General features: G+C 47.6%; 17 protein-coding genes. 9 read left to right on the forward strand and 8 right to left on the reverse strand.

The genetic code is table 11. The features are described from left to right. Window positions 1–10: 10 nt before the first annotated feature. Together rpsB and QUA07_RS18195 are read right to left on the reverse strand one after the other, a co-directional pair. Window positions 11–841: a 30S ribosomal protein S2 gene (gene rpsB / locus QUA07_RS18190; RefSeq protein ID WP_172187021.1), complete on the reverse strand. Its 831-nt coding sequence runs from the start codon at window positions 839–841 to the stop codon at window positions 11–13. Between the two features lie 185 nt (window positions 842–1,026). Next, window positions 1,027–1,200: a hypothetical protein gene (locus QUA07_RS18195; RefSeq protein WP_333327536.1), complete on the reverse strand. Its 174-nt coding sequence runs from the start codon at window positions 1,198–1,200 to the stop codon at window positions 1,027–1,029. Window positions 1,201–1,276: 76 nt separating this feature from the next. On the opposite strand from QUA07_RS18195, the gene QUA07_RS18200 reads away from it, so the two are divergent. The 4 genes from QUA07_RS18200 to QUA07_RS18215 all read left to right on the forward strand — a co-directional run bounded on the left by QUA07_RS18200 (window position 1,277) and on the right by QUA07_RS18215 (window position 6,245). Continuing rightward, window positions 1,277–3,481 (forward strand): cation:proton antiporter domain-containing protein, encoded by a 2,205-nt coding sequence (locus QUA07_RS18200; protein ID WP_333327539.1) that lies wholly within the window; start codon window positions 1,277–1,279, stop codon window positions 3,479–3,481. Between the two features lie 175 nt (window positions 3,482–3,656). Further along, the gene (locus QUA07_RS18205; protein ID WP_333327542.1) at window positions 3,657–4,163 is read left to right on the forward strand and encodes a hypothetical protein; all 507 of its coding nucleotides are present in this window, start codon (window positions 3,657–3,659) and stop codon (window positions 4,161–4,163) included. Between the two features lie 279 nt (window positions 4,164–4,442). Then, on the forward strand, window positions 4,443–5,069 hold the full coding sequence (locus tag QUA07_RS18210; protein ID WP_333327545.1) for a DUF3038 domain-containing protein: 627 nt from the start codon (window positions 4,443–4,445) through the stop codon (window positions 5,067–5,069). Between the two features lie 3 nt (window positions 5,070–5,072). Continuing rightward, entirely contained in the window at window positions 5,073–6,245 is a 1,173-nt protein-coding gene (locus QUA07_RS18215; protein ID WP_333327548.1) for a DUF4335 domain-containing protein, read from the forward strand. A gap of 320 nt (window positions 6,246–6,565) precedes the next feature. Here the strand turns inward: QUA07_RS18215 and QUA07_RS18220 are convergent, their stop codons facing one another. Next, window positions 6,566–8,641, reverse strand: a complete 2,076-nt coding sequence (locus QUA07_RS18220) for an abortive infection protein (protein WP_333327550.1) — start codon at window positions 8,639–8,641, stop codon at window positions 6,566–6,568. 5 nt (window positions 8,642–8,646) lie between these two features. Further along, complete coding sequence (locus QUA07_RS18225) at window positions 8,647–9,318, reverse strand: hypothetical protein (protein WP_333327553.1); 672 nt, start codon at window positions 9,316–9,318, stop codon at window positions 8,647–8,649. A gap of 240 nt (window positions 9,319–9,558) precedes the next feature. On the opposite strand from QUA07_RS18225, the gene QUA07_RS18230 reads away from it, so the two are divergent. Further along, window positions 9,559–10,494 (forward strand): OmpA family protein, encoded by a 936-nt coding sequence (locus tag QUA07_RS18230; RefSeq protein WP_333327558.1) that lies wholly within the window; start codon window positions 9,559–9,561, stop codon window positions 10,492–10,494. 417 nt (window positions 10,495–10,911) lie between these two features. Here QUA07_RS18230 and QUA07_RS18235 read toward each other — a convergent pair whose 3' ends face one another. Then, on the reverse strand, window positions 10,912–12,021 hold the full coding sequence (locus QUA07_RS18235) for an AI-2E family transporter (protein ID WP_333327560.1): 1,110 nt from the start codon (window positions 12,019–12,021) through the stop codon (window positions 10,912–10,914). Between the two features lie 146 nt (window positions 12,022–12,167). Between QUA07_RS18235 and QUA07_RS18240 the strand changes: the two genes are divergently transcribed. Continuing rightward, entirely contained in the window at window positions 12,168–13,118 is a 951-nt protein-coding gene (locus QUA07_RS18240) for an alpha/beta fold hydrolase (RefSeq protein ID WP_333327563.1), read from the forward strand. Between the two features lie 91 nt (window positions 13,119–13,209). On the opposite strand, the gene cysS is transcribed toward QUA07_RS18240, so the two are convergent. The 3 genes from cysS to QUA07_RS18255 form a co-directional block, all read right to left on the reverse strand. After that, on the reverse strand, window positions 13,210–14,745 hold the full coding sequence (cysS, locus tag QUA07_RS18245) for a cysteine--tRNA ligase (protein WP_333327566.1): 1,536 nt from the start codon (window positions 14,743–14,745) through the stop codon (window positions 13,210–13,212). Between the two features lie 103 nt (window positions 14,746–14,848). Continuing rightward, the gene (locus tag QUA07_RS18250; protein ID WP_333327568.1) at window positions 14,849–14,971 is read right to left on the reverse strand and encodes a hypothetical protein; all 123 of its coding nucleotides are present in this window, start codon (window positions 14,969–14,971) and stop codon (window positions 14,849–14,851) included. A gap of 196 nt (window positions 14,972–15,167) precedes the next feature. Continuing rightward, a complete protein-coding gene (locus QUA07_RS18255) occupies window positions 15,168–15,299 on the reverse strand; it encodes a hypothetical protein (RefSeq protein ID WP_333327570.1) in 132 nt (43 codons plus the stop codon). Between the two features lie 236 nt (window positions 15,300–15,535). On the opposite strand from QUA07_RS18255, the gene QUA07_RS18260 reads away from it, so the two are divergent. The 3 genes from QUA07_RS18260 to QUA07_RS18270 all read left to right on the forward strand — a co-directional run bounded on the left by QUA07_RS18260 (window position 15,536) and on the right by QUA07_RS18270 (window position 20,152). Then, complete coding sequence (locus tag QUA07_RS18260; protein WP_333327573.1) at window positions 15,536–16,900, forward strand: DUF4912 domain-containing protein; 1,365 nt, start codon at window positions 15,536–15,538, stop codon at window positions 16,898–16,900. A gap of 825 nt (window positions 16,901–17,725) precedes the next feature. Beyond that, window positions 17,726–19,042 (forward strand): ABC transporter substrate-binding protein, encoded by a 1,317-nt coding sequence (locus QUA07_RS18265; protein WP_333327575.1) that lies wholly within the window; start codon window positions 17,726–17,728, stop codon window positions 19,040–19,042. A 201-nt stretch (window positions 19,043–19,243) separates the two neighbouring features. Continuing rightward, window positions 19,244–20,152 carry a sugar ABC transporter permease gene (locus QUA07_RS18270; protein WP_333327578.1) on the forward strand — a complete coding sequence of 303 codons (909 nt, stop codon included), beginning with the start codon at window positions 19,244–19,246 and terminating at the stop codon, window positions 20,150–20,152. Window positions 20,153–20,198 lie beyond the last annotated feature (46 nt).

The raw sequence follows: 20,198 nt of genomic DNA on the forward strand, positions 1-20,198 counted from the left end.
GAGGGCAATACTAGCTCTCGGTTTCTTCGCCCTCGGCTTCAGCGGCGTCGTCGGGATCTACATAATCGGGGTCATCCAATTCTTCGATTTCGACATCATATTCAGCGCCTTCGTAACCACCATCGTAGTCGTAGTCTTCCTCAGAGTCGCCACCCTGCTGACCGTGACGACCTTCGTAGATGGCATCAGCCAACTTGCCGACAATCAGCTTGATCGATCGAATAGCATCGTCATTCGCCGGAATCGCAATGTCAACCAAATCCGGGTCGCAGTTGGTATCCAACAGAGACACGATCGGAATTCCCAACTTTTGGCATTCCAACACCGCATTATACTCGCGGCGTTGGTCTACCAGCACCACTCCGTCGGGAATCTTCCGCATAGATTTAATCCCGCCCAGATATTTCTGGAGTTTTGCCATTTCTCGGCGCAGTACCGAAGCTTCTTTTTTCGGCAGCAAATCGAGGGCACCGATTTCCTCGCGGCGCTCCAAATCCTTGAGGCGCTCCACGCGGGACTTAATCGTCGTCCAGTTGGTGAGCATTCCCCCCAACCAGCGCTGATTGACGTAATAAGCACCGCAGCGTTGAGCTTCTTGGGCTACAATCCCGGCAGCTTGGCGCTTCGTACCCACGAACAAAAACTTTTTGCCTTTTTCTGAGGCAACTCTCATGTACTCGTAGGCGTCTTCCATAAGCTGAGCGGTTTGCACGAGGTCGATGATGTGAACCCCGTTGCGCTCTGTAAAAATGTATGGAGACATTTTTGGGTTCCACCGGCGGGTTTGGTGTCCGAAGTGAACCCCTGACTCTAACATTTGAGCCAAACTGACTACTGGCATTGTATTTTTAACTCCTAATTCGGGTTAATCCTCCACCCGGTCGTATTTCTGAAGGTTTGCGCCCTAGAAACACCCGAAAACCCGGATGTGCGAATTTAAACAACTTTTCTAGTTTATCACAGCGCGCGCTACTTTTTCTGACAATCTGATATCCGTAGGGTTGGCTTGACACCCGGAGGTGAGATTTAATGGGCGGGTTGGGTGCGGGGTACGCAGGCTGCGGTTAAAGTTACTTGCAAGCGCTTCTTAAAAACGAAAAATCCAGATGGGAGGTTGCCAAAGCCTTTGTTGGCTTGTGAGAGAATGGCGTTGTTGGTGCGCCTCTTGTGCCTTTTACCTTCGATCGAGCTGGTATCCATTTTTTTCGATCGCCAATTCAGTCAGCTTTAGTACCCTGCCCTCTCGATCCGCAAAAATCCCAAAGCTAAAAACGTCATGCCCATACCCATTCTCGTTCTGCTTGAAGTTCTAATTGTCATCGCACTTTCGAGACTTGTAGGTTTAGGATTTCGAGCGATAAAACAACCTCAAGTCATTGGAGAAATTGTCGCAGGAATTATGCTTGGGCCTTCTCTATTTGGCTTAGTTGCACCAGATTTAGCAACAGCACTTTTTCCAGCCGAAGCCGTTCCCTTCCTCAACGTATTGTCTGAGGTGGGGCTGATCTTTTTCATGTTCTTGATTGGTTTGGAATTGAATCCCAAGTACCTCAAAAGCAATTTAGATATAGCGATTTTAACTTCCCACGTCAGCATTCTAGTGCCGTTTTCCCTGGGAAGCATCCTAGCACTGCTGCTGTATCCCATCGTTTCAAATAATAGCGTTTCGTTTACAGCCTTTGCCCTATTTTTGGGCGCGGCCATGTCAATTACTGCCTTTCCGGTGCTGGCAAGAATTATTACAGAACACAACTTGCAGAATACAAAATTGGGGACGCTGGCCCTAACTTGCGCTGCGGTAGATGACGTAACGGCGTGGTGTTTGTTAGCGGTGGCGATCGCAGTTACTCGTACTAATTCGATGATCGGTGCTTTGCCGACAATTATTGAGTCTTTAATTTACATCGGTTTCATGCTGACTGTAGTCCGCTGGTTTTTGCAGCGGCTTTCCAAACACTACAACCGCACTGGCAGATTAACACAGTTAGTGCTCTCCGGCATTTACATGGGAGTTTTAGCTTCTGCCTTAATTACTGAATTGATCGGCATTCATTTAATTTTCGGTGCATTTTTGCTGGGTGCTGCTATGCCTAAAAATGCGGGCTTAACCAGAGAATTAGCTGAAAAAACCGAAGACTTTGTACTAATATTTCTGCTGCCCATATTTTTTGCTTATAGCGGGTTGCGGACTCAAATCGGCTTGCTCAACAGCCCCGAATTGTGGCTGCTGTGCGCCGCAGTTTTGGGAGTGGCTATTGTCGGCAAGTACGTCGGGACTTACGTTGCCGCCAGAGTCTGTGGTATAAGCAACCGCGAAGCTTCAGCGCTGGGATGGCTGATGAATACTCGCGGCTTGACTGAACTAATTGTGCTGAATATCGGTCTTTCCTTGGGCGTAGTTTCGCCGCTGCTATTTACGATGTTAGTCATCATGGCTTTAGTGACAACTTTTATGACTTCGCCTCTGTTGGAGTGGACTTATCCAAAACGGTTAATTCGGTTAGATATTTCAGAAGTTAACTCTGAGGATTCAGAATTAGAAGATTTAGAAATCGCTGACAGCAGCGAAGAAACTGCTAATAAATTGCTGCCCACTTACCGAATTTTAGTACCTGTTGCCAATCCCAGCACGCAGAAAGGTTTACTGCGACTAGCGGTAGCGCTGGCGCAGCCGGCTGCTGGTATGGGTGGTGAGGATTTACAGTCGGCGGCAGTTCATCCTCTGAGTTTGATAGAATTAAATGATGACTATGCCTTTGAAAGTACGCCTGCGGAAGCCGATCGCATTATTCAAGAACGTCGCTCGAAATTATCAGAATTGATTGAGAGTTTGGAACTGCCGGAGGCGAGAAAATTCGTACATCCCATCATTCGGGTTACTAATGATGTAGCCAGGGAGACGGCACAAATTGCGGAAATAGATCGCGCGGATTTGATTTTAGTAGGGTGGCACAGACCTACTTTTAGCAGCAACCGTTTGGGAGGACGTGTCGGCCAAATTCTCAGCAACGCTAAGGTGGATGTAGCAATTTTTGTTGACAGAGGCCGGGAAAGGTTGAATAACTTGTTAGTACCTTACGCGGCAAACATTCACGATGATTTGGGTTTAGAATTGGCGCTGAGACTGTTAGTTAATAGCGAGGAACGCCGTTTGACGGTGCTGCGGGTGGCGGTTGACGGGGAAGCTGAAAACGAGCTGAGTTACGATTTTCAGCGAGTGATGGAGCAGTTACCGGTTGAGGTACGATCGCGCATTGAAACTCCGATTGTGGAGGCTGCTGAACCCATTCAAGCAGTAGTAGCGGCTTCTGCTAATGCTGATTTGACTATTGCGGGTACGAGTCGGGAGTGGGGAATTGAGCGGCAAACTTTGGGACAGTATACTGATGAATTGGCTGTGCAGTGTCATTCTTCGCTACTGATTGCGCGGTGTTACGTTAGAGTTCGATCGCACTTGGCATCGGTACTGCCTCAAATGTAGTCAGTTGACTGTTGACTGTTGACTGTTGACTGGTGGCAGTTGTTATTAGTTATTGGTTATTGGTTATTGGTGAGTTAGTACCAATGCCCAATGCCCTGTTTGGCCAATGCCCAATGCCCTGTTTGGCCAATGCCCAATGCCCTGTTTGGCCAATGCCCAATTATTAATTAGCAAGATGATGAATCATTTAAGCCTGAAATCACTGGCATTTTACGGGATTGCGATCGGCTCAGTTGCACTGCTGTTTAAAGTAGTAACTGCTTATGGGGAAACAAATTTAAAGGCGGCCCCGGCAATTGCGGGAACTTATCGCTTCGATCCTAAAAATTTGCCCGAATGTCTAAATTCTGATGTTTTGGTATTGACAATGGAGCAATCGGGGGTTTATTTGAGCGGTAATTTGCGATCGGGCAGCAGGGAGGGCAGGGAAAAAACAGCCGAGGAGAAACCTTCTCTATTTGGTAAGTGGGAAACTCAAGGATTGAACTTGTCGGGTGCGGTTCCTAATTTAGCTGGTTGCAGCGACTCCACAGCAACCGGTCAAAACAGTTCTGTTAAAATGCGCGGAATTGTGGAGCAAGAAAGCCTCAAGGGAAAAATTAGTCTAACTGATAAGGCGGCGGCTACTGATTTTACGGCTCAAAGAGAAGCGGTGGTGCAACCCCAGAAGCAGGAACATTGATTGATCCCAATAGAGAATAAGAAATGGGAAATGGGTAATTCTTTGTCGCTTTCCGACTCTCCCCTTCTCCCCTCATGAACCAAGGAATCACAAAGTTGCGGCGGGGTGGGGGAGTGGGCGATCGAACTCCGGCCGCCGGAGCTCGCCTGTGACGGTCGGTTGCTGCTAAATTAGAAAATATACCTAAAAGTCAATGATAAAAATAAAGTATCCCAGAGAAGTTCTTGGTTGAGAATTTGTCTTGCTCAAGACCCCCCGTGCCCGTATAGTTTGTTTGGAATGGATGTTGCCGTGATATTAATGCCGTCAGAAACTTCGCTTACCCAGTCAAACCCGTTAATTTTAGACAGTTTGCCAGACTTGTCGCCCTCCGATGGGGGATGTCCCCGCCGAGCCAGATTGCAAATTGACTTGATGTTGCTGGCGATCGAAGCCTTGTATCTCGGAGGTGCGGAAGAAATGCTGGCCGTGTCAAAGGACCTGGAATTGCAATCAATTATCAAAAATCGGGTTGCCCTTTGGCTGATGCGTAATACTAACCCGCTGAGACGCTACACGCAGCGCCGCTCCCTTACGATGGTGGAGGCAAAAGCGCTGGTGGCGATCGCCTGTAATATGGCGCGTAAGTTAACCGCGACAATTCGGCAGTTGCTGCTAGACTCGCAGCAGTTGCGATCGAAAAATATCCCCCTCAACCAGCACTTGCCGCTGGCCGAGTATTTAGAACGCTTTCGAGCTCACTTTCGATCGCGCATGAACCCCAAGCGATCGCTAGTTGCAGCTTACGATTCCGATGACAAGCTCAACGAACTAGCTTTGAACTTGTTGAGCAAACTGCTATTTTGTACAGGCACAGCCGGAATGCAGCGCTTCTGGGTTAGCCTGTTTGATGGAGAAGTTGAATAAAAAATGACTATTAGGCGTCAGTACAGTCTGCCAAATTGCACCCTGGTTCTAGAAGGGTTGAGCGATGGATCGGCAGCCAGCCAGTTAGATCTACGGCCGGTGCTTTCCATATTAATGAGCGCTGAATGCTATGTTACAGGTCTTGGCGAGCCCCTAAGCGGGGGACGGGAGTTTTTTGAAAGCTTGGTGAGGGCCGTCAGCAGCTACGCTCAAGAATTTATGAGCGGAGTGCATTATCCCGATCGCTACGGCCCGAATGTGGGTATGGTGCAGTTACACAGAATTGACGGGAATGTGCATCGGTTGACCGTTTTACCCGCCTCCACAGGCAGCGCCACCCAAATCGATCAAAAAACAGAACTGTCGGCAAAAGTTGATTTGACGACGGTACAGCTATTTGACTTGGTAGAGGCGATCGATCAGTTTTTTGCCGACACGCAGACACTGCCGGAATTGTCCCTGCAATTAACCCCAATTTCCAGGCGTTATATCAAGTCGGCCGAACCTTTGGCGAAGCGGACTTTACCTGCTGTGGTGGGGGTGTCGAGTTTGGCTTTGGCGGCGATGGCGTTTTTCTTGGTGCCGGTGCCGGAAGTCCAGCGCCAGAGAGATCCGGTGCCGCAGCCCAATCCAGCGGGCCAGAATCAGGGGACGCCGAATCCGGGCGGATCGGGTTCGCCTAATCCCAATCCCACGCCCCCTGCTGACGGTTTGCTGCCTGGGAATCAAACTCCGAACGCTGAATCGATTTCGCCGACTCCGATCCCCGCCCCGCAGCCGGACGCTTCACCTAGCGCCACACCGCAGTCGAGCACTTCACCGGAAAGCACGCCCAGCCCTGTTGCTGAAGGTTTGGCAAGCCCAGATGTGGCAGCCCTGCCAATTACCGATCCAGGGGAAATTGACCTGTTGAGGGGCAAACTTTCCCAGCAAATTGATGGAGTTGTGAAGAATCAGCCTCCGGTTGATGCGGAGTTGGTTTATCGGGTGAGTGTGGCCCCAGACGGGGCGATTGTCGGTTACAAGCCGGAAAATTCGGCAGCAGTTGATCGATCCGAAACGCCGTTGTCGGAGTTGCTTTACAAACCCATTGGCACCAGGCCCCCTGCGGAACCGCTGGCTGATTTCCGCGTAGTTTTGGCACCAGACGGCAAAGTTCAAGTCACTCCTTGGTAATGGTTAACTGTTGACTGTTAACGGTTAACTCTTGACTGTTAACGGTTGACTGATACCAAATCCCGCTTAAATACTGCCTCAATCTCTTAGTCGGCGGAGGCAGACTTGGTTTTTCTAGTAGCGATTTCATATCGTTTCTGGTTGCATCGGTATTGTTCAAATGTCCAAACAGTCAGTTGTCATATCAATTCCGGTTGTATCGGAATGATGAAACCGCTCTTGACACAGAGGATACAGAGAAAGGGAAGAGAGAGATCAATAATTCCGATGCCAACGGATTTGATATCAATCGCCGAATCATCTACAAACCGATTGCTGATTTAAAGGCCTGTTGGTGCTATCGGCTCAATATCTGGGTCAAATCCTCCGACTTGATTTGTGCGAATTATCCACAAAAATGCTCCCTGTTTTAATAAAACTTTGGCGATTTCATCTTGGGTGCGCCTCGGCAACATTGTTCGGTAACTAATAGCAGCTTTTATCAGGGTTGCTATACCAGCAAAAAAGGTTTTTTTCAGTTCAGAATCAATCCCCGCTAATCTCGAATTTTTTCGCCAATCTGGACGAACAATACCGAGGGGCATTAATACTGTTTCTAAACTTTCTCCTAATGCTACTAACTGGTGAAATCTTTGGGTTTGTGCGTCCGTAGGATGTGTTTTCAACCAGTCTTGAATCTGAGGATTTGACTCTATTTCGGAAGTGATTTTTTTAATTGTCGCGTAAATTGCCTGACTTGAATCTTGGACGCAAGAAGTGGCTGGGGTGACTAAACTTGCACCGGTGCCGTCTCCGCTGCGGTAGCGGGCCATCATGATATCTAGTTGCTGGTTTAATTCGGTTAAAGGCGACAAGGTTATCCCGTCAAAATCGTAGTCGCAACACACGCAGTCTAATTTACAGATGATATCGCAAACCGGGCGATCGCCCAACCAGCCGCGATGCAAGTCTCCCATATAACTTTGCCATTTGCTGGAACCGGCAACAATTCCGTCGGGATTGTGGGCGTAAACTTGTTTGTATTCTATGTCAAAACGCAGTTCGCTGGTAAAGCGATCGCGCACCACTTTTGCTACTCCGAAAGCAAAATGTCCGGTGACAATTCCCAACGGTGGCCGTTCGCCTTTTTTGCCGCCGATACCGCCGAAACTGTGAATCACTATCCCGATATCTCCTTCTTGCCAAGGGGGGATTGAAGCGTTTTCTTTAGCATCATTTGGCGTTAACAATACTCTTTTTGCTTGCCCTTTTTGGGCTGGTGCATTTTCCCAATTTTTGTTGCTTAAATAAGCGAGAGATTTTTTCAGTCCTAAATGTGTTTCATCGGGTGTTAATTGGGCAATTTTGCGGGGTTCGATTGCCTGCACTACAAATACACTGTCTGCGTCTCTTTCGCCGTAAATGTACCAACCGTCTGGATTTAATGGCGATTTTTCGATCAGGTGATTGGTAGACCTCGCTACGCCATTTTTGTCTGGCTGTACTTGTGGAATCCGAATAACTTCGGCGGCGCCGTCAAATTGTCGAGATGTTTTGTTGAAATGCCGGACAATAAATTTGTCGCTGTCGGGTTCTTTTCGCTGTAAAATTGAGACTAAGGCGCAGAAACGTCCGATAATTTGTACTGGTTCGCGATCGATCGTGAGTTCCTGGCGATCGCTGCTGCTATAATTAACCGCAATCACGGGTCTGCGTAGCATCACAGTCACGCTGTCTTCAAGTCTGCTGCCTGCTAGAGTTTCTAAAGGGCCGACATTTCGCCAGCCGTTCAATCTTTCTGGATGGATATTGCCAGCTTTTTGACTTTTTTTAGTTTCTTGTGTGAAGTTTATATCTTGACTGACTGCGTGGACAAAAAACTGTACTTCGCGATTTGTACTCCATTTCAAAAATGCTGTTTTGCCAATAAAACTTTTATACTTTTTGGGGGCATTTATTACTTCAAAAAACACTGTTCCGTAGGGCTGGCGCTGTTCGTTTGAGGGCAAAATTAAGCGTCCGTGCCAAAGGGCGATCGGCTTATAGAGATAGGCAACTGATGCTGAATTCTCGCAGATTATCTCCGGCTCTAAAGCTATTGAAATATCGCTTTTGCCTCCAAAAATAGTAGCAGTTAAATTGCCGTCGCTTTCTACAAATCTGGGTTCTAAAAAAACTTTTTCAGGTTGTGAAATATTAGGGGTTAAATGACCAGTTTTTTTTGTGAATGATCGCCTAAATAGGTGATTGTTCTCGAATTTTGCCTGCAACCAATTGAGGAAAATGCGAAGAAAAATAAACGCTGTTAAACCAAAAACAACAGCTAAAATAATCAGCCCTAGGGTCAAAATGAATTGGTTGAAAGACTGACCTGACAGTAAAAAAATGGTTGGCCCGATCCAAGGAAATGCCGCCATAATATCTAAAAACGAGTTTTAGGTTCGATCCAGTCTGTGCTGGCTTGACTGCCGAAAACTAAGGGTTTGTCCTCGGTGACTGCTACCGTTTGCCCTGTCATATCAACTGCACAAAGAGGCCAAGATCGATCGCCCAAATTGCCGGCGCGGAACAGAACTTTTCCGGGACAAACTTGACTCCAACCCAACAATACAGCATGAGTGTAAAGACTGCGAGCGGGAGCAACGGTATAAGTGTAGTTATCATTTTTGTCCCAAATGACACCGTAGTCGGACATATCGGAAGAGTTGAAAAGTGCTTCAAATTCGCGGGCGAGAATGCGGGAACCGTCTTGATTCCAAGAAACAGGCACTAAAATCGCGATCGTCCCGGACATATCTGTATCATCGCCAGCATACATCCCACTTTCTGCCAGTGGCGAAGCAGCCGCCACTGTTTGCAGTTCGCCGGTTTTGAGATTTTCCACAAACATGACACTGCTAACCCGACACCGGGAGAATTCCGGCTGCACTTGCAACTCAATTCGACTGTAAGCTGCGTATTGGCCGTTAGTTGAAACTAGGGATGGACTGCGATAATAGCGGAGGCCTGTGCCGGCAGTAGAACTCACTTTAGCATGAGTGGCAGTAATCCATTCCCAAGGAACCGGATAAGGGCTATTTAAAGGGTCAGTCATCGGTTTTTTTTCCAAAAATTTTACTGAATTATCCAACAGATTCAGGCTGGCACGCAACAGACTAGAAACCTGGTTTCTGCCTCAATGCTTCGCCACTAAACCCCCGATTTATAGAAACCGGGTTTCTTTTTGAGATTTTAGATGGGAGGATAAATCTCAAATCTCAAATCTCAAATTTCAAATCGGATAGGTAAGATAGTATCGAAATTAATCTGGTATGTACACCAAGAGGGATGAAATATGACGCAATCTTTTAACCAAAAACCTTCAATCCCCCCCACTCGCGTCTCTAAGTCGCGGGGAAAAGGTTTGCTTGTACTGTCGCTGATTTTTCGACTGCTGCTGCTGGGGGTGGGCAGCGGTTTTGCGTGGGTTTTGGGGATGGCGATCGCTCAAATTTATCCGTCAGGGGCGACGGAGATGCCGCTGGCAGAGAGATTGCTGCGTGTAACTCAAAATTTGACCTCCAGCCCGAAACGCGCCCCAGCAACGCCAATTCCGGCGCTCCCGCCACCAACCGCTACACCGACTCCGCAGTCAAAAGTCAGTCCTGCCCAGAGAGAGAAATTGCAGTCGGATTTGAGACAGTTGCAGGGCGAACTCAACGCGCTGATTGGTCGCACGGCGGCTTTGGAGAGTCAGTTGGGCAGCAGCCGCCCGACGGAAACTTTGGAAAAGCGTTTGCAGTTGATGTCGCGGGAATTGGCGGCGCCGGAAACGGCGGCAACTCTTGCCCCTGCTTTACCGGCGATCGGCAGCAGCCCCAGTCTGAACCCTGAAACGGTGAATACTGCCCCACAGAATGCCAATAATCCGGTGTTTGGGGGGGATGGGCTGATGGTGACTCTGCCTAGCGATGTTTTGTTTGATACTGGCAGCATTTCTTTGCGCGCGGGAACAAGTGCGATTTTGGACAATTTGGTGGCGGAGTTGAGCAATCACGAGGGGGCAACTGTGCGGGTTGCGGGCCACACTGACGACGCGGGGGAAGCGGCGGATAATCGCAATGTGTCGTTTGCCCGGGCTCAGGCGGTGGTGCAGTATTTGTCTGGTGTGCTCGGTCAGAAGTATCATTGGGTGGCGATCGGCTATGGGGAAAGTCGCCCTTCGGTGGATAATAGTTCTGATACTAATCGGCAGCGCAACCGCCGCATTGAGGTGGCAATTAGTCCTTAGTTTTTAGTCATCAGTCATCAGTTATCAGTCGGCAGACTTGTAGATACTGTTGAAGTGTCAATGGTAGCGATCGAATAATTGGAGTCATATCACATCCGGTTGAACCGGAATTATTTAACCGCAGAGGGCACAGAGGACGCAGAGGAAGAGAAGAGAGAGATGAATAATTCCGATGCCAACGGATTTGATATCGAACGGCTTCTGGGATGTTAAAATTGCTGTTTTGAATTTAAGATCAAACCTGGCAACTACGGAATTATACCCAAGTACGAGTGTCCCCGCGATCGGTCACGTAAGCGCTGAACTCCGAAAATTATTATTCCGATGCCAACAGAAACGATATAAATTGTATGTTTCAATTCCCTACTCCCCTTCTCCTTTTCTCCACTTCTCCCCTTTTCCTCTTCTCCCCTGCTGTCACGCCGAAGGTGTAAGAGGTGGCAAGTCAGAATTATTTTTAGCCTGATCTATTGCTTCTCGATGTTCGCTCCTAAGTTTCGGTTTTAAATACAAGTTTTCAATCAAAGCTGCCACTCCCGCAAACCAAGGTGGCACAATTACAGCTCCAATAATTCCTAATACTTGAACGCCTCCCAACACAGACAGCAATTGATACAAAGGATGCACCCCAACCGACGAACCAACAAGCAAAGGATCGAGGACGTAAGTTTCCAAGTTTTGGATGATTACAAATAACAGCAATACCCACACAAGTACCCAGCCACCTTTAGCTAATGCTACGATTAATGCTGGTACTGCTCCCAATACTGGCCCGATGAAGGGAATCAGGTTTGTCACACCGGCGATCGCACCCAAGCCTAAAGCAAATTCCGGCATTCCCAAAATGCTCAAACCTGTGGTAATAAATATCCCTAAAATGCCCGAAACTAAGACTCTGCCTCGAATATAACTCCCCATTCTTTGACCGATTGGCGCCGCTTGTGAAGCTAATTTTGCATCCCAAGGTTTCGGGAAAAACTGCACCAAACTTTTGATTAATGTGTCGCTGTCGGCAACCATGTAACCTGAAATAAATAATGCTAAAACTAAGCTGAAGAAACCGCCGAGAATGCCTCTGGTTAAACTGTACGATCGCAAAACCAGTTGTTGGCTCGATCGAATCAGCCAATTAGTCAGCGATTGAGTGTCCACCAGACCCACCAAGGTTGGGGCATCGTCGCTTAAGCGACTCAATACATTAGTTGCCACAGTTCGCAAACTTTCGACATAAACTGGTAACTGCCGCAGCAGTAACTCTATTTGTTCGATTACCGTGGGCCCGATTAACACTACCGTCCCGCTAAATCCGCCGATGAGAGTTAAATAAACCATAATCACCGCCAGCCAGCGGGGAACCCGCATCGTTTGGGCCCAATTAACGATCGGGACGATCGATGCGGCCAGCACAACTGATATCATTAGAATTACTAGCAGGCTCCGCAATTGCCACAGCAGCACTAGCAGCAAGGACGATGCTACAATTAGCAGCAAGTTAGGTAAAGAAATAGTTATCCGCTGTTCTGACATGATTAAGTAATCAAGGTTTGTATTCGGGCTTATGTCATCCCGCAGGGCGGGTTTATTTATATTCTCATTTACCAAATATATGTCGGGTAAAACCCGCACTTACTCATATTATAATAAAAAGTAACATCGGTTCAAAAAAAAATAATATGCAACCCCCATATTCAACCCAAGATTTCTCCACCATCTCATCTATCAAATCCCCAACGCTGTTTTACGAATGGCAAAATTATCGCTGTGCTTATGAAGTTTATCACCCAACTACTGCGACAGAAGATAGCATCCCTTTGTTGTTAATTCATCCGATAGGAGTTGGTTTGTCAAGAATCTTTTGGCATAGATTTTGTGAGAGTTGGTACAAAGCAGGGAACACTAATCCGATTTATAATCCCGACCTTTTGGGCTGCGGCGATTGCGAAATGCCGGCTGTGGCTTGCTATCCAGACGATTGGGCCGCACAGTTGCAGTATTTCTTGGAAACTGTAGTCAAAAAACCTGCGATCGTACTCGTGCAAGGTGCTTTACTGTCTGTAGGCTTGGCTTTAGCAAAAAAGCAGCAGGAAAGAGGCTCAAATTTAATTCGTGGCTTAGTTCTCGCAGGGCCTCCAGCTTGGGCGGTAATGAACAAACATTCGACCGAAAGACAGCAACGAATTGTCTGGAATTTGTTAAATTCTCCCTTGGGAAACGCTTTTTACCGGTACGCCAGACGCGCTGAGTTTTTGCGTTCTTTTTCAGTGAAACAACTGTTTGGCGATGCGGCAAAAGTTGACAGCGAATGGTTGGATGCTTTGCAGGCAGGGGCGGCAAATCCTGACAGCAGACACGCGGTTTTCTCGTTTTTAGCGGGGTTTTGGCGCCAGGATTATAGCGATACGATTCAAAAGTTCGATCGCCCCGCACTCATTGTGATGGGAGAAAAAGCCTCCAGCATCAGTCAAGCGGGTAAGGAAGAGAAACCGGATGAAAGATTAGCGCAATATTTAACAACTTTTCCCCATGCTGAAGGTTTATTAATGCCGGGGCGCAATGTTTTACCCTACGAATCAACCGCAGAATTTGTCGCGGCTGTTGCGGAGTTTGTCAATGGGAGTTTTTAACCGCAGATATCAGCAGATGAACACAGATGAACGCGGATAGAATTTCATCTGCGTTCATCCGCGTTCATCTGCGGTTAAAAAACTCTAAGTTTCAACTCCTGTGCCAGATGGTTGTACCATCCTTTTGATCGATCAAAGTAATCCCATTATCCTTAAGTTCGTTGCGAATGCGATCGCCCTCAGCAAAATCCCTCGCTTTTCGGGCATCTTTCCGCTGCTGAATCATCGCTTCAATCTCCGCATCACTCAAACCGTCAACAGCATCATTGCTATCACTTTCCGGCTGAACTTCTAAACCCAAAACCCCCGCCAAACTCACCAAAGTTACCCATTTTTGCTGCAACAAATCTGGCGAAGTTTCTGTTTTTCCCTGATGCACTAAAATATTGCCTTCTTTGGCCAATTCCTTAGCCAATTCAAACAAAACCGTCACAGCGCCGGGAGTATTGAAATCATTGTCCATCGCTGATTGGAATTCCTGCACAGCTTTGCCATCCTGTCCAGTTTTCTCAACGCCCCAACTCAGTTGAGAATTATATCGAAGGCCAAACAGCAAACCTTCATTGATGGTATTCCAGCCATTTCGAGCGCTAGCGATCGCCTCTTCGGTAAAATCTATTTGACTGCGATACTGCGCCATCAACACAAACAGCCTCACCGCCATCGGTTCCACCGCTTTTGACTTCTCGCTTCCATTCTTACTCCCCCCCTTACCAAGGGGGGGTTGGGGGGGGTTAGATTCCAAATCACCCGACCAATTCCCATCCAACAAATCGCGAATGGTAATAAAATTGTGCAAAGATTTCGACATCTTTTTGCCGTTGACAGTCACAAAAGCATTGTGCATCCAATAATTAGCAAGTGACTTGCCCGTCGCGGCTTCAGATTGAGCAATTTCATTCTCATGGTGGGGGAAAGTTAAATCGGAACCGCCGCAGTGAATGTCAATAGTTTCGCCCAAGCTATCGCGCACCATTGCCGAACATTCAATGTGCCATCCGGGGCGGCCTTTTCCCCAAGGTGAATCCCAAGCAGGTTCACCGGGTTTAGCGCTTTTCCATAGGGCAAAATCCGAGGAATCTTGCTTTTTTTGAGCTTCTATTTCTGCCGTTTCCAATCTACCGCTAGCCCCGACCTGCATTTCTTCCAACTTGCGGCCGGAAAGTTTTCCGTAATCGGCAAACTGCCTCACATTGTAGTAAACGTCGCCACCGGAAGCATAGGCATAACCTTTATTTTCTAACTCGTGAATCAGCCGTTTAATGCCGTCCATTGTATGGGTGGCGCGGGGATATTCATCGGCCCTGAGAATATTCAGCTTGTCCATATCTGCAAAATATTCATCGATGAAGCGTTCCGCCACGGCTTCCATTGTGGAATTGGTTTCGCGGGCGCGGTTGAGAATTTTGTCGTCAATATCTGTAAAATTCTGCACGTAGCGCACATCGTATCCCCGCCACATTAGATAACGCCGCACCATGTCCCAAACAATGTAAGCGCGGGCGTGGCCGACGTGGCAGTAATCGTATACCGTAACGCCGCAGCAGTACATCCGCACCTTTGGGGGTTCGAGGGGATCAAAAGGTGATTCACGACGGGTCAAGCTGTTGTAAAGCGTTAGAGTCATTCGATTTTAGATTTTAGATTTTAGATTTTAGATTTTACAAGATTTACGCAGAACGTCTATGTGTAGGGTGTGCAGTGCCCACCTTATCTGTATCAGTAGCGCGTCAAACCATTTTTGGGTTTAGGAATGTGGGTGTGTAGTGGCGATCGTCAGTTAGCGAAGCTTGCAAAATACCATCTGCCAACTGCCAGCCTAGCAAATTTGGTACTAAATCTCCTCTATCCATAGTACCGTCCCAGCCGACTCAATCTCACATCTAATTCATATCAGGGAATCTTGACAATAGTGTGTGGAACGATCCCCGTCGGCACTGCATTGTCAAGATTCCCTGACAATGCGATCCCCAAAATCACGAAAATGCGTATAAGTACCCAGGATTGAGGCAAAAGACCCCTTGACCCGATCGCAAGTTGTCTGCAACATTAAGTCATGACAAAGCGATCCCAAAGAAATGCTTGGATTAAGCAGCCCTGGGAGTCGAATAGCGCGTGTGCTGCCAGCACAGCGTTGCTAGCAGCACCGATCGCACTCACAAAATCGATCTTGTCAATCAAGAATCGACAGATAAAGCTTTATTCAGATCGGACGGTGCGCGCAGAAGCCAATAAGTCCAAACCCCCGATCGCATCGGGAAAAGACAAGCTAAAAACAAGCAAGGCTTCAAAGGTTGGAGAGATTTGGAAGCTCGATAATATGTAGATTTAAAAGAGTTTCTAACTCAAAAAGTCAACACATTTGTGTTGAAAGGAAAAATCTAACCCGCAATCCTAAATTAGTGGAGAACCAACTCATGGCAAAAGAACGCCCACCATTAGAAGAGATGACTTTGCGACAACTCCGCAGAGTTGCTAGCGAATGTGGAGTCTCTCGCTACAGCCGAATGCGGAAATCGCAACTCCTGGCATCAATTCAAGAAATTCAGCGCACCAAATTTTCCTACAGCCCATCTCGCAAACTAGAGGCACAAGAAGCAGTGGAAGCAGCAAAGTTTGAACTAGGTCAAGAAGATAGAACAGGCGGTTCTTTGTCGTCTGTAGATGAAGGTTTAGCAGATTTGCCCAACGGCTACGGCGAAAGCCGGGTGGTGTTAATGCCACGCGATCCAGAATGGGCCTACACTTACTGGGACATTCCCAACGATCGCAAAGAAGAGTTGCGTCGCCAAGGAGGACAGCAACTAGCCCTGCGGATCTACGACGTTACAGATGTTAACCTCGACATTCAAAGCCCGCACAGCATTCAAGAATATCCCTGCGACGAATTGGCGCGGGAATGGTACGTGCCAATCCCCGTGAGCGATCGGGACTACGCGATCGACATCGGCTACCGCTGTGCAGATGGCCGTTGGCTGGTATTAGCTCGATCGGCCGAAGTCCGCGTTCCTCCCGTCTATCCCAGCGACTGGATTGAAGACCAATTCATCACCCTCGACTGGGAAGAAGACTTGCAAGGCAAAACCTTCGCCGAACTGGTTCCTCCGGCCAAGAAAATGGCACAAGCAGCCAATGGCTTCGGTTACAGCACCGAAAACGCTATCTACGAACAAATCTTCGGCATGGCAGAATCTGCCGAATCCCTGCGCGTAGCCGGTTCTATTTTCGGTTCTATGCAGCACGTCGCCGGTTCCGTCCAGCAAGTCGGCATCCACGAACAAGCTCTCAGTTCCTACGTGTTCCCCTCCGGCGTCGGAATGTGGGCGGCTCCCACCATGTCAGGCCTCACCGCGTCGGGTGTCGGTATGTCCGGCCTCACAGCGTCTGGTGTCGGTATGTCCGGTCTCACCATGTCTGGTGTCGGTATGTCCGGCCTCACCATGTCCGGTTTCGGTATGTCCGGTGTTGGTATGTCGGGAGTTGGCTTCGCCGCCCCGATGCGCCCCCGCCAGTTCTGGTTAGTTGCTGATGCCGAACTGATCGTTTACGGCGCCACCGAGCCCGACGCTACCGTCTACGTAGGCGGACAGCCGATTAAACTCAATCCGGACGGCACTTTCCGCTTCCAGATGTCCTTCCAAGACGGCTTAATCGACTATCCGATTTTTGCAGTAGCCGCAGATGGCGAACAAAACCGCGCCATCCACTTGAAATTCAACCGCGAAACCCCAGAACGGCGCACCAATACAAAGCAGGATGCTGTTGTGGAATGGTTGGGCTAATCGCCAAGGTCGATCGATAAACGGGCGATAGTGCAGGTTTGTGCCAATTTTTTAACCATCACAAGGCATAGCCTCAGCCGATCGTGATTTGTTAAGGTTAATCCCAGACAACAACCCATAACACCCCCTATACACCGTTCTCCTATTTTGAGGAGCGGTGTTTTTTGTATTTAGAAGGAAGAAGGAAGTTCGGCAGCGGATTCTGTAACGGATGTAATGGATATAACGGATACACGGAATAAGGAAGAAGGAAGAAGGAAGAAGGAATAGGGAATAAGCTGTTACGCATTTAAATTGGAAATTCGGGACAGGCTAGAAGCCCGTCCCACAAAAGTTTTATTGATTTTTGACACACAATTTAAATGTTGAACAGCTAAGGGAAGAAGGAATAGGGAAGAAGGAATAGGGAAGAAGTTGCAATCCACCGTTTATGTTTGTGCGATTAAGAACGTCCTAATCATCTTGGCGGTTGCTATACAAAACCCGGTTGCTGGGTGTCAAAAGTGTGTAATACAAAATCCGGCTTTAATACCCCGTTGATTCTTTAGTCTCAAGCGAGAGGGACGAAAGTTTGACTCTTGAGCTGTTTCAACCGCCGACTTTTATCAAGTCAGACAATTCTCTCAATATCTATCTGTAGATAGATGTTTACTTAAATCCCATTCTCGCTAGTTAAATCAAAATTTGCACTCTTCACTCAAGCATTATTAAGTAAGCTAAAGTTTACTTAAATTTTTATTGCATAAACTCGGTAAATCCAGCGAAACAAAAGAAAGCGAGTTATGAGAGAAAGAAGGCGATCGCACCGCCATTTCTCAAAAGCAAATGCAAAAAATAAATTCCCTGCTGCAACGAAGCCAGAAGCGTCCCCGTCTTTTAGCCTTATTCGCTGTCACATTAGCCGCCGTCTTGCTTTTATTTATTCTGCCGGCACTGACTCAACAGCCAGTCGTACTCACCATGTTAATGCAAGGCCAAGACCTTGTTAACTGGAAACCCTTTGTCAAAGAATTTGAACAGAAAAACCCCGACATTCGCATCAACCTCATAGAAGGGCCTTTTGACAGCAACCTCATAGAAAATCTTTACACATCTGCCTTTCTTTTAGGCGAATCGCCCTACGACATCATCAACATGGATATTGTCTGGGTTCCCAAATTTGCAGCCGCAGGTTGGGTAAGCGATTTGACAGACAGAATTCCCCCCGAACAACTATCAAAATTCATCCAAGGTAATGTCGAAGGCGGGCGGTATCGGGGCAAACTTTACCGAATTCCCCATGCTTCCGATGCCGGAATGCTTTATTACCGCAAAGACATTTTAGAACAAGCGAAAATTCCAGCCCCGAAAACTTTTGAAGAGATGGTAAAAATCTCTCAAAACTTGCAGAAACAGGGAAAAGCAACTTGGGGTTATCTGTGGCAAGGTAAACAATACGAGGGAGTATCTGCGATGTTTGTCGAAGTGCTCTCCGGTTTCGGTGGCTTCTGGGCTAACCCACAAACTTTTGAAGTTGGGTTAGATAAACCGGAGGCAATTAAAGCAGTGGAATTTCTCAAAAATACGATCGCCTCTGGCATTTCTCCTCCGGGTGTCACCACCTACGGCGAAGAAGAAACCAGGCTTTTGTTTCAAAACGGCAAAGCGCTTTTTTTGCGAAACTGGCCCTATGTTTGGAAGCTGGCAAATGCCGAAGGATCGAATGTTAGAGGCAAAATTGCGATCGAGCCAATGCTCAGCAGTACGGGTAAAACAGGCGGTTCATGCTTGGGCGGCTGGGGCTGGGGAATTGCCAAAACCTCAAAACATCCAGAACAAGCGTGGAAAGCAATTCAGTACCTTACCAGCGAGGAAACCCAGCGCAAATTTATTTTACAAACCGGTTTAGTTCCCAGTTATAAATCCCTATTTACCAACAAAGAAATAGTCGCCAAATATCCCCACTACCCGCAACTGCTAAAAGTAGTGGAACGATCAGCTTTGCGCCCGCCCCTGGCACAATACGCTCAAGCTTCTGATATTTTGCAGCGTTATTTGAGTTCAGCTTTTACCGGGAGAATGAGTGCAGAACAAGCAATGAAAGCAGCAGCTAGCGAAACTCGTAATTTATTAGGCAGTTTGAAACAACCCCAAGCTTCGTAACTTCTTGCTTTCAGATCGATACCCCCTAGCCGCCCTTAATAAGGGGGGGACTGGAACCTGTAAAGTATTTTCTAAAAAGGGAAGAAGTGGAACCTTCAAAGTCCCCCTTATTAAGGGGGATTTAGGGGGAGCGCGACTCGGCTACAAGCGAGAGATACAAAGTCCATCTTATTAATATCAAACGAGAAAAAGGTGAACAATATGCAATTAGACAAGATGCGACAGCGCGAACAAAAAACCGGATGGATATTAGTAGCACCAGCTTTGATAATTCTGATGCTAGTATTTGCTTACCCAATATTGCGCGCTTTTTGGCTGAGTTTATTCACCCAAAACCTCGGTACTGAATTAAAACTGGTTTTTTCCGGTTTTGCTAACTACAGTCGAATGTTAGGCGACGGGCGTTTCTGGCAAACTTTAGGCAACACCACTGTATTTACTGTCGCCTCTGTTGTGCTGGAATTAATTCTCGGTATGGGCATTGCCTTAGTCTTAAATCAATCCTTCGCAGGGCGCGGCATTGTTCGCACAATCTCTCTGCTACCTTGGGCGCTGCCGACTGCATTGATGGGAGTAGCTTGGGCGTGGATTTTTAACGACCAATACGGCGTAATTAACGACATTTTAAGGCGTTTGGGATTGATTCAAAATAGCATTAGCTGGCTGGGAGATCCGACTTTGGCAATGATGGCAGTGATTACAGCAGATGTGTGGAAAACTACGCCCTTTGTCAGCTTGCTTTTGCTAGCAGGATTGCAGTCAATTCCCGGTGATTTGTACGAAGCACACGCGATTGACGGCGCGAGTAGCTGGCAGAGTTTCCGTCAAGTTACCCTGCCCCTGCTGATGCCCCAAATTGTGATTGCTTTGCTGTTTCGATTTGCCCAATCTTTCGGCATTTTTGACTTGATTCAGGTGATGACGGGAGGGGGGCCGGCGGGGGCAACGGAGACGGTTTCTATCTACATTTACAGCACGGTCATGAGGTATTTAGACTTTGGGTACGGGGCGGCTTTGGTGGTGTGTACTTTTTTGATGTTAGTGGCAGCAGTTGCGATCGCAGCTTACCTGTTATCGAGAGCCCGCACCAATGCAGCCGGAGGAAACTAAGACGATTTTAGATTGGGGATTTTAGATTTGAGATAACCCACAGTTG

The organism is Microcoleus sp. T3_A4 (assembly GCF_036700465.1).
In the GTDB taxonomy this organism is placed as follows: Bacteria; Cyanobacteriota; Cyanobacteriia; order Cyanobacteriales; family Microcoleaceae; genus Microcoleus.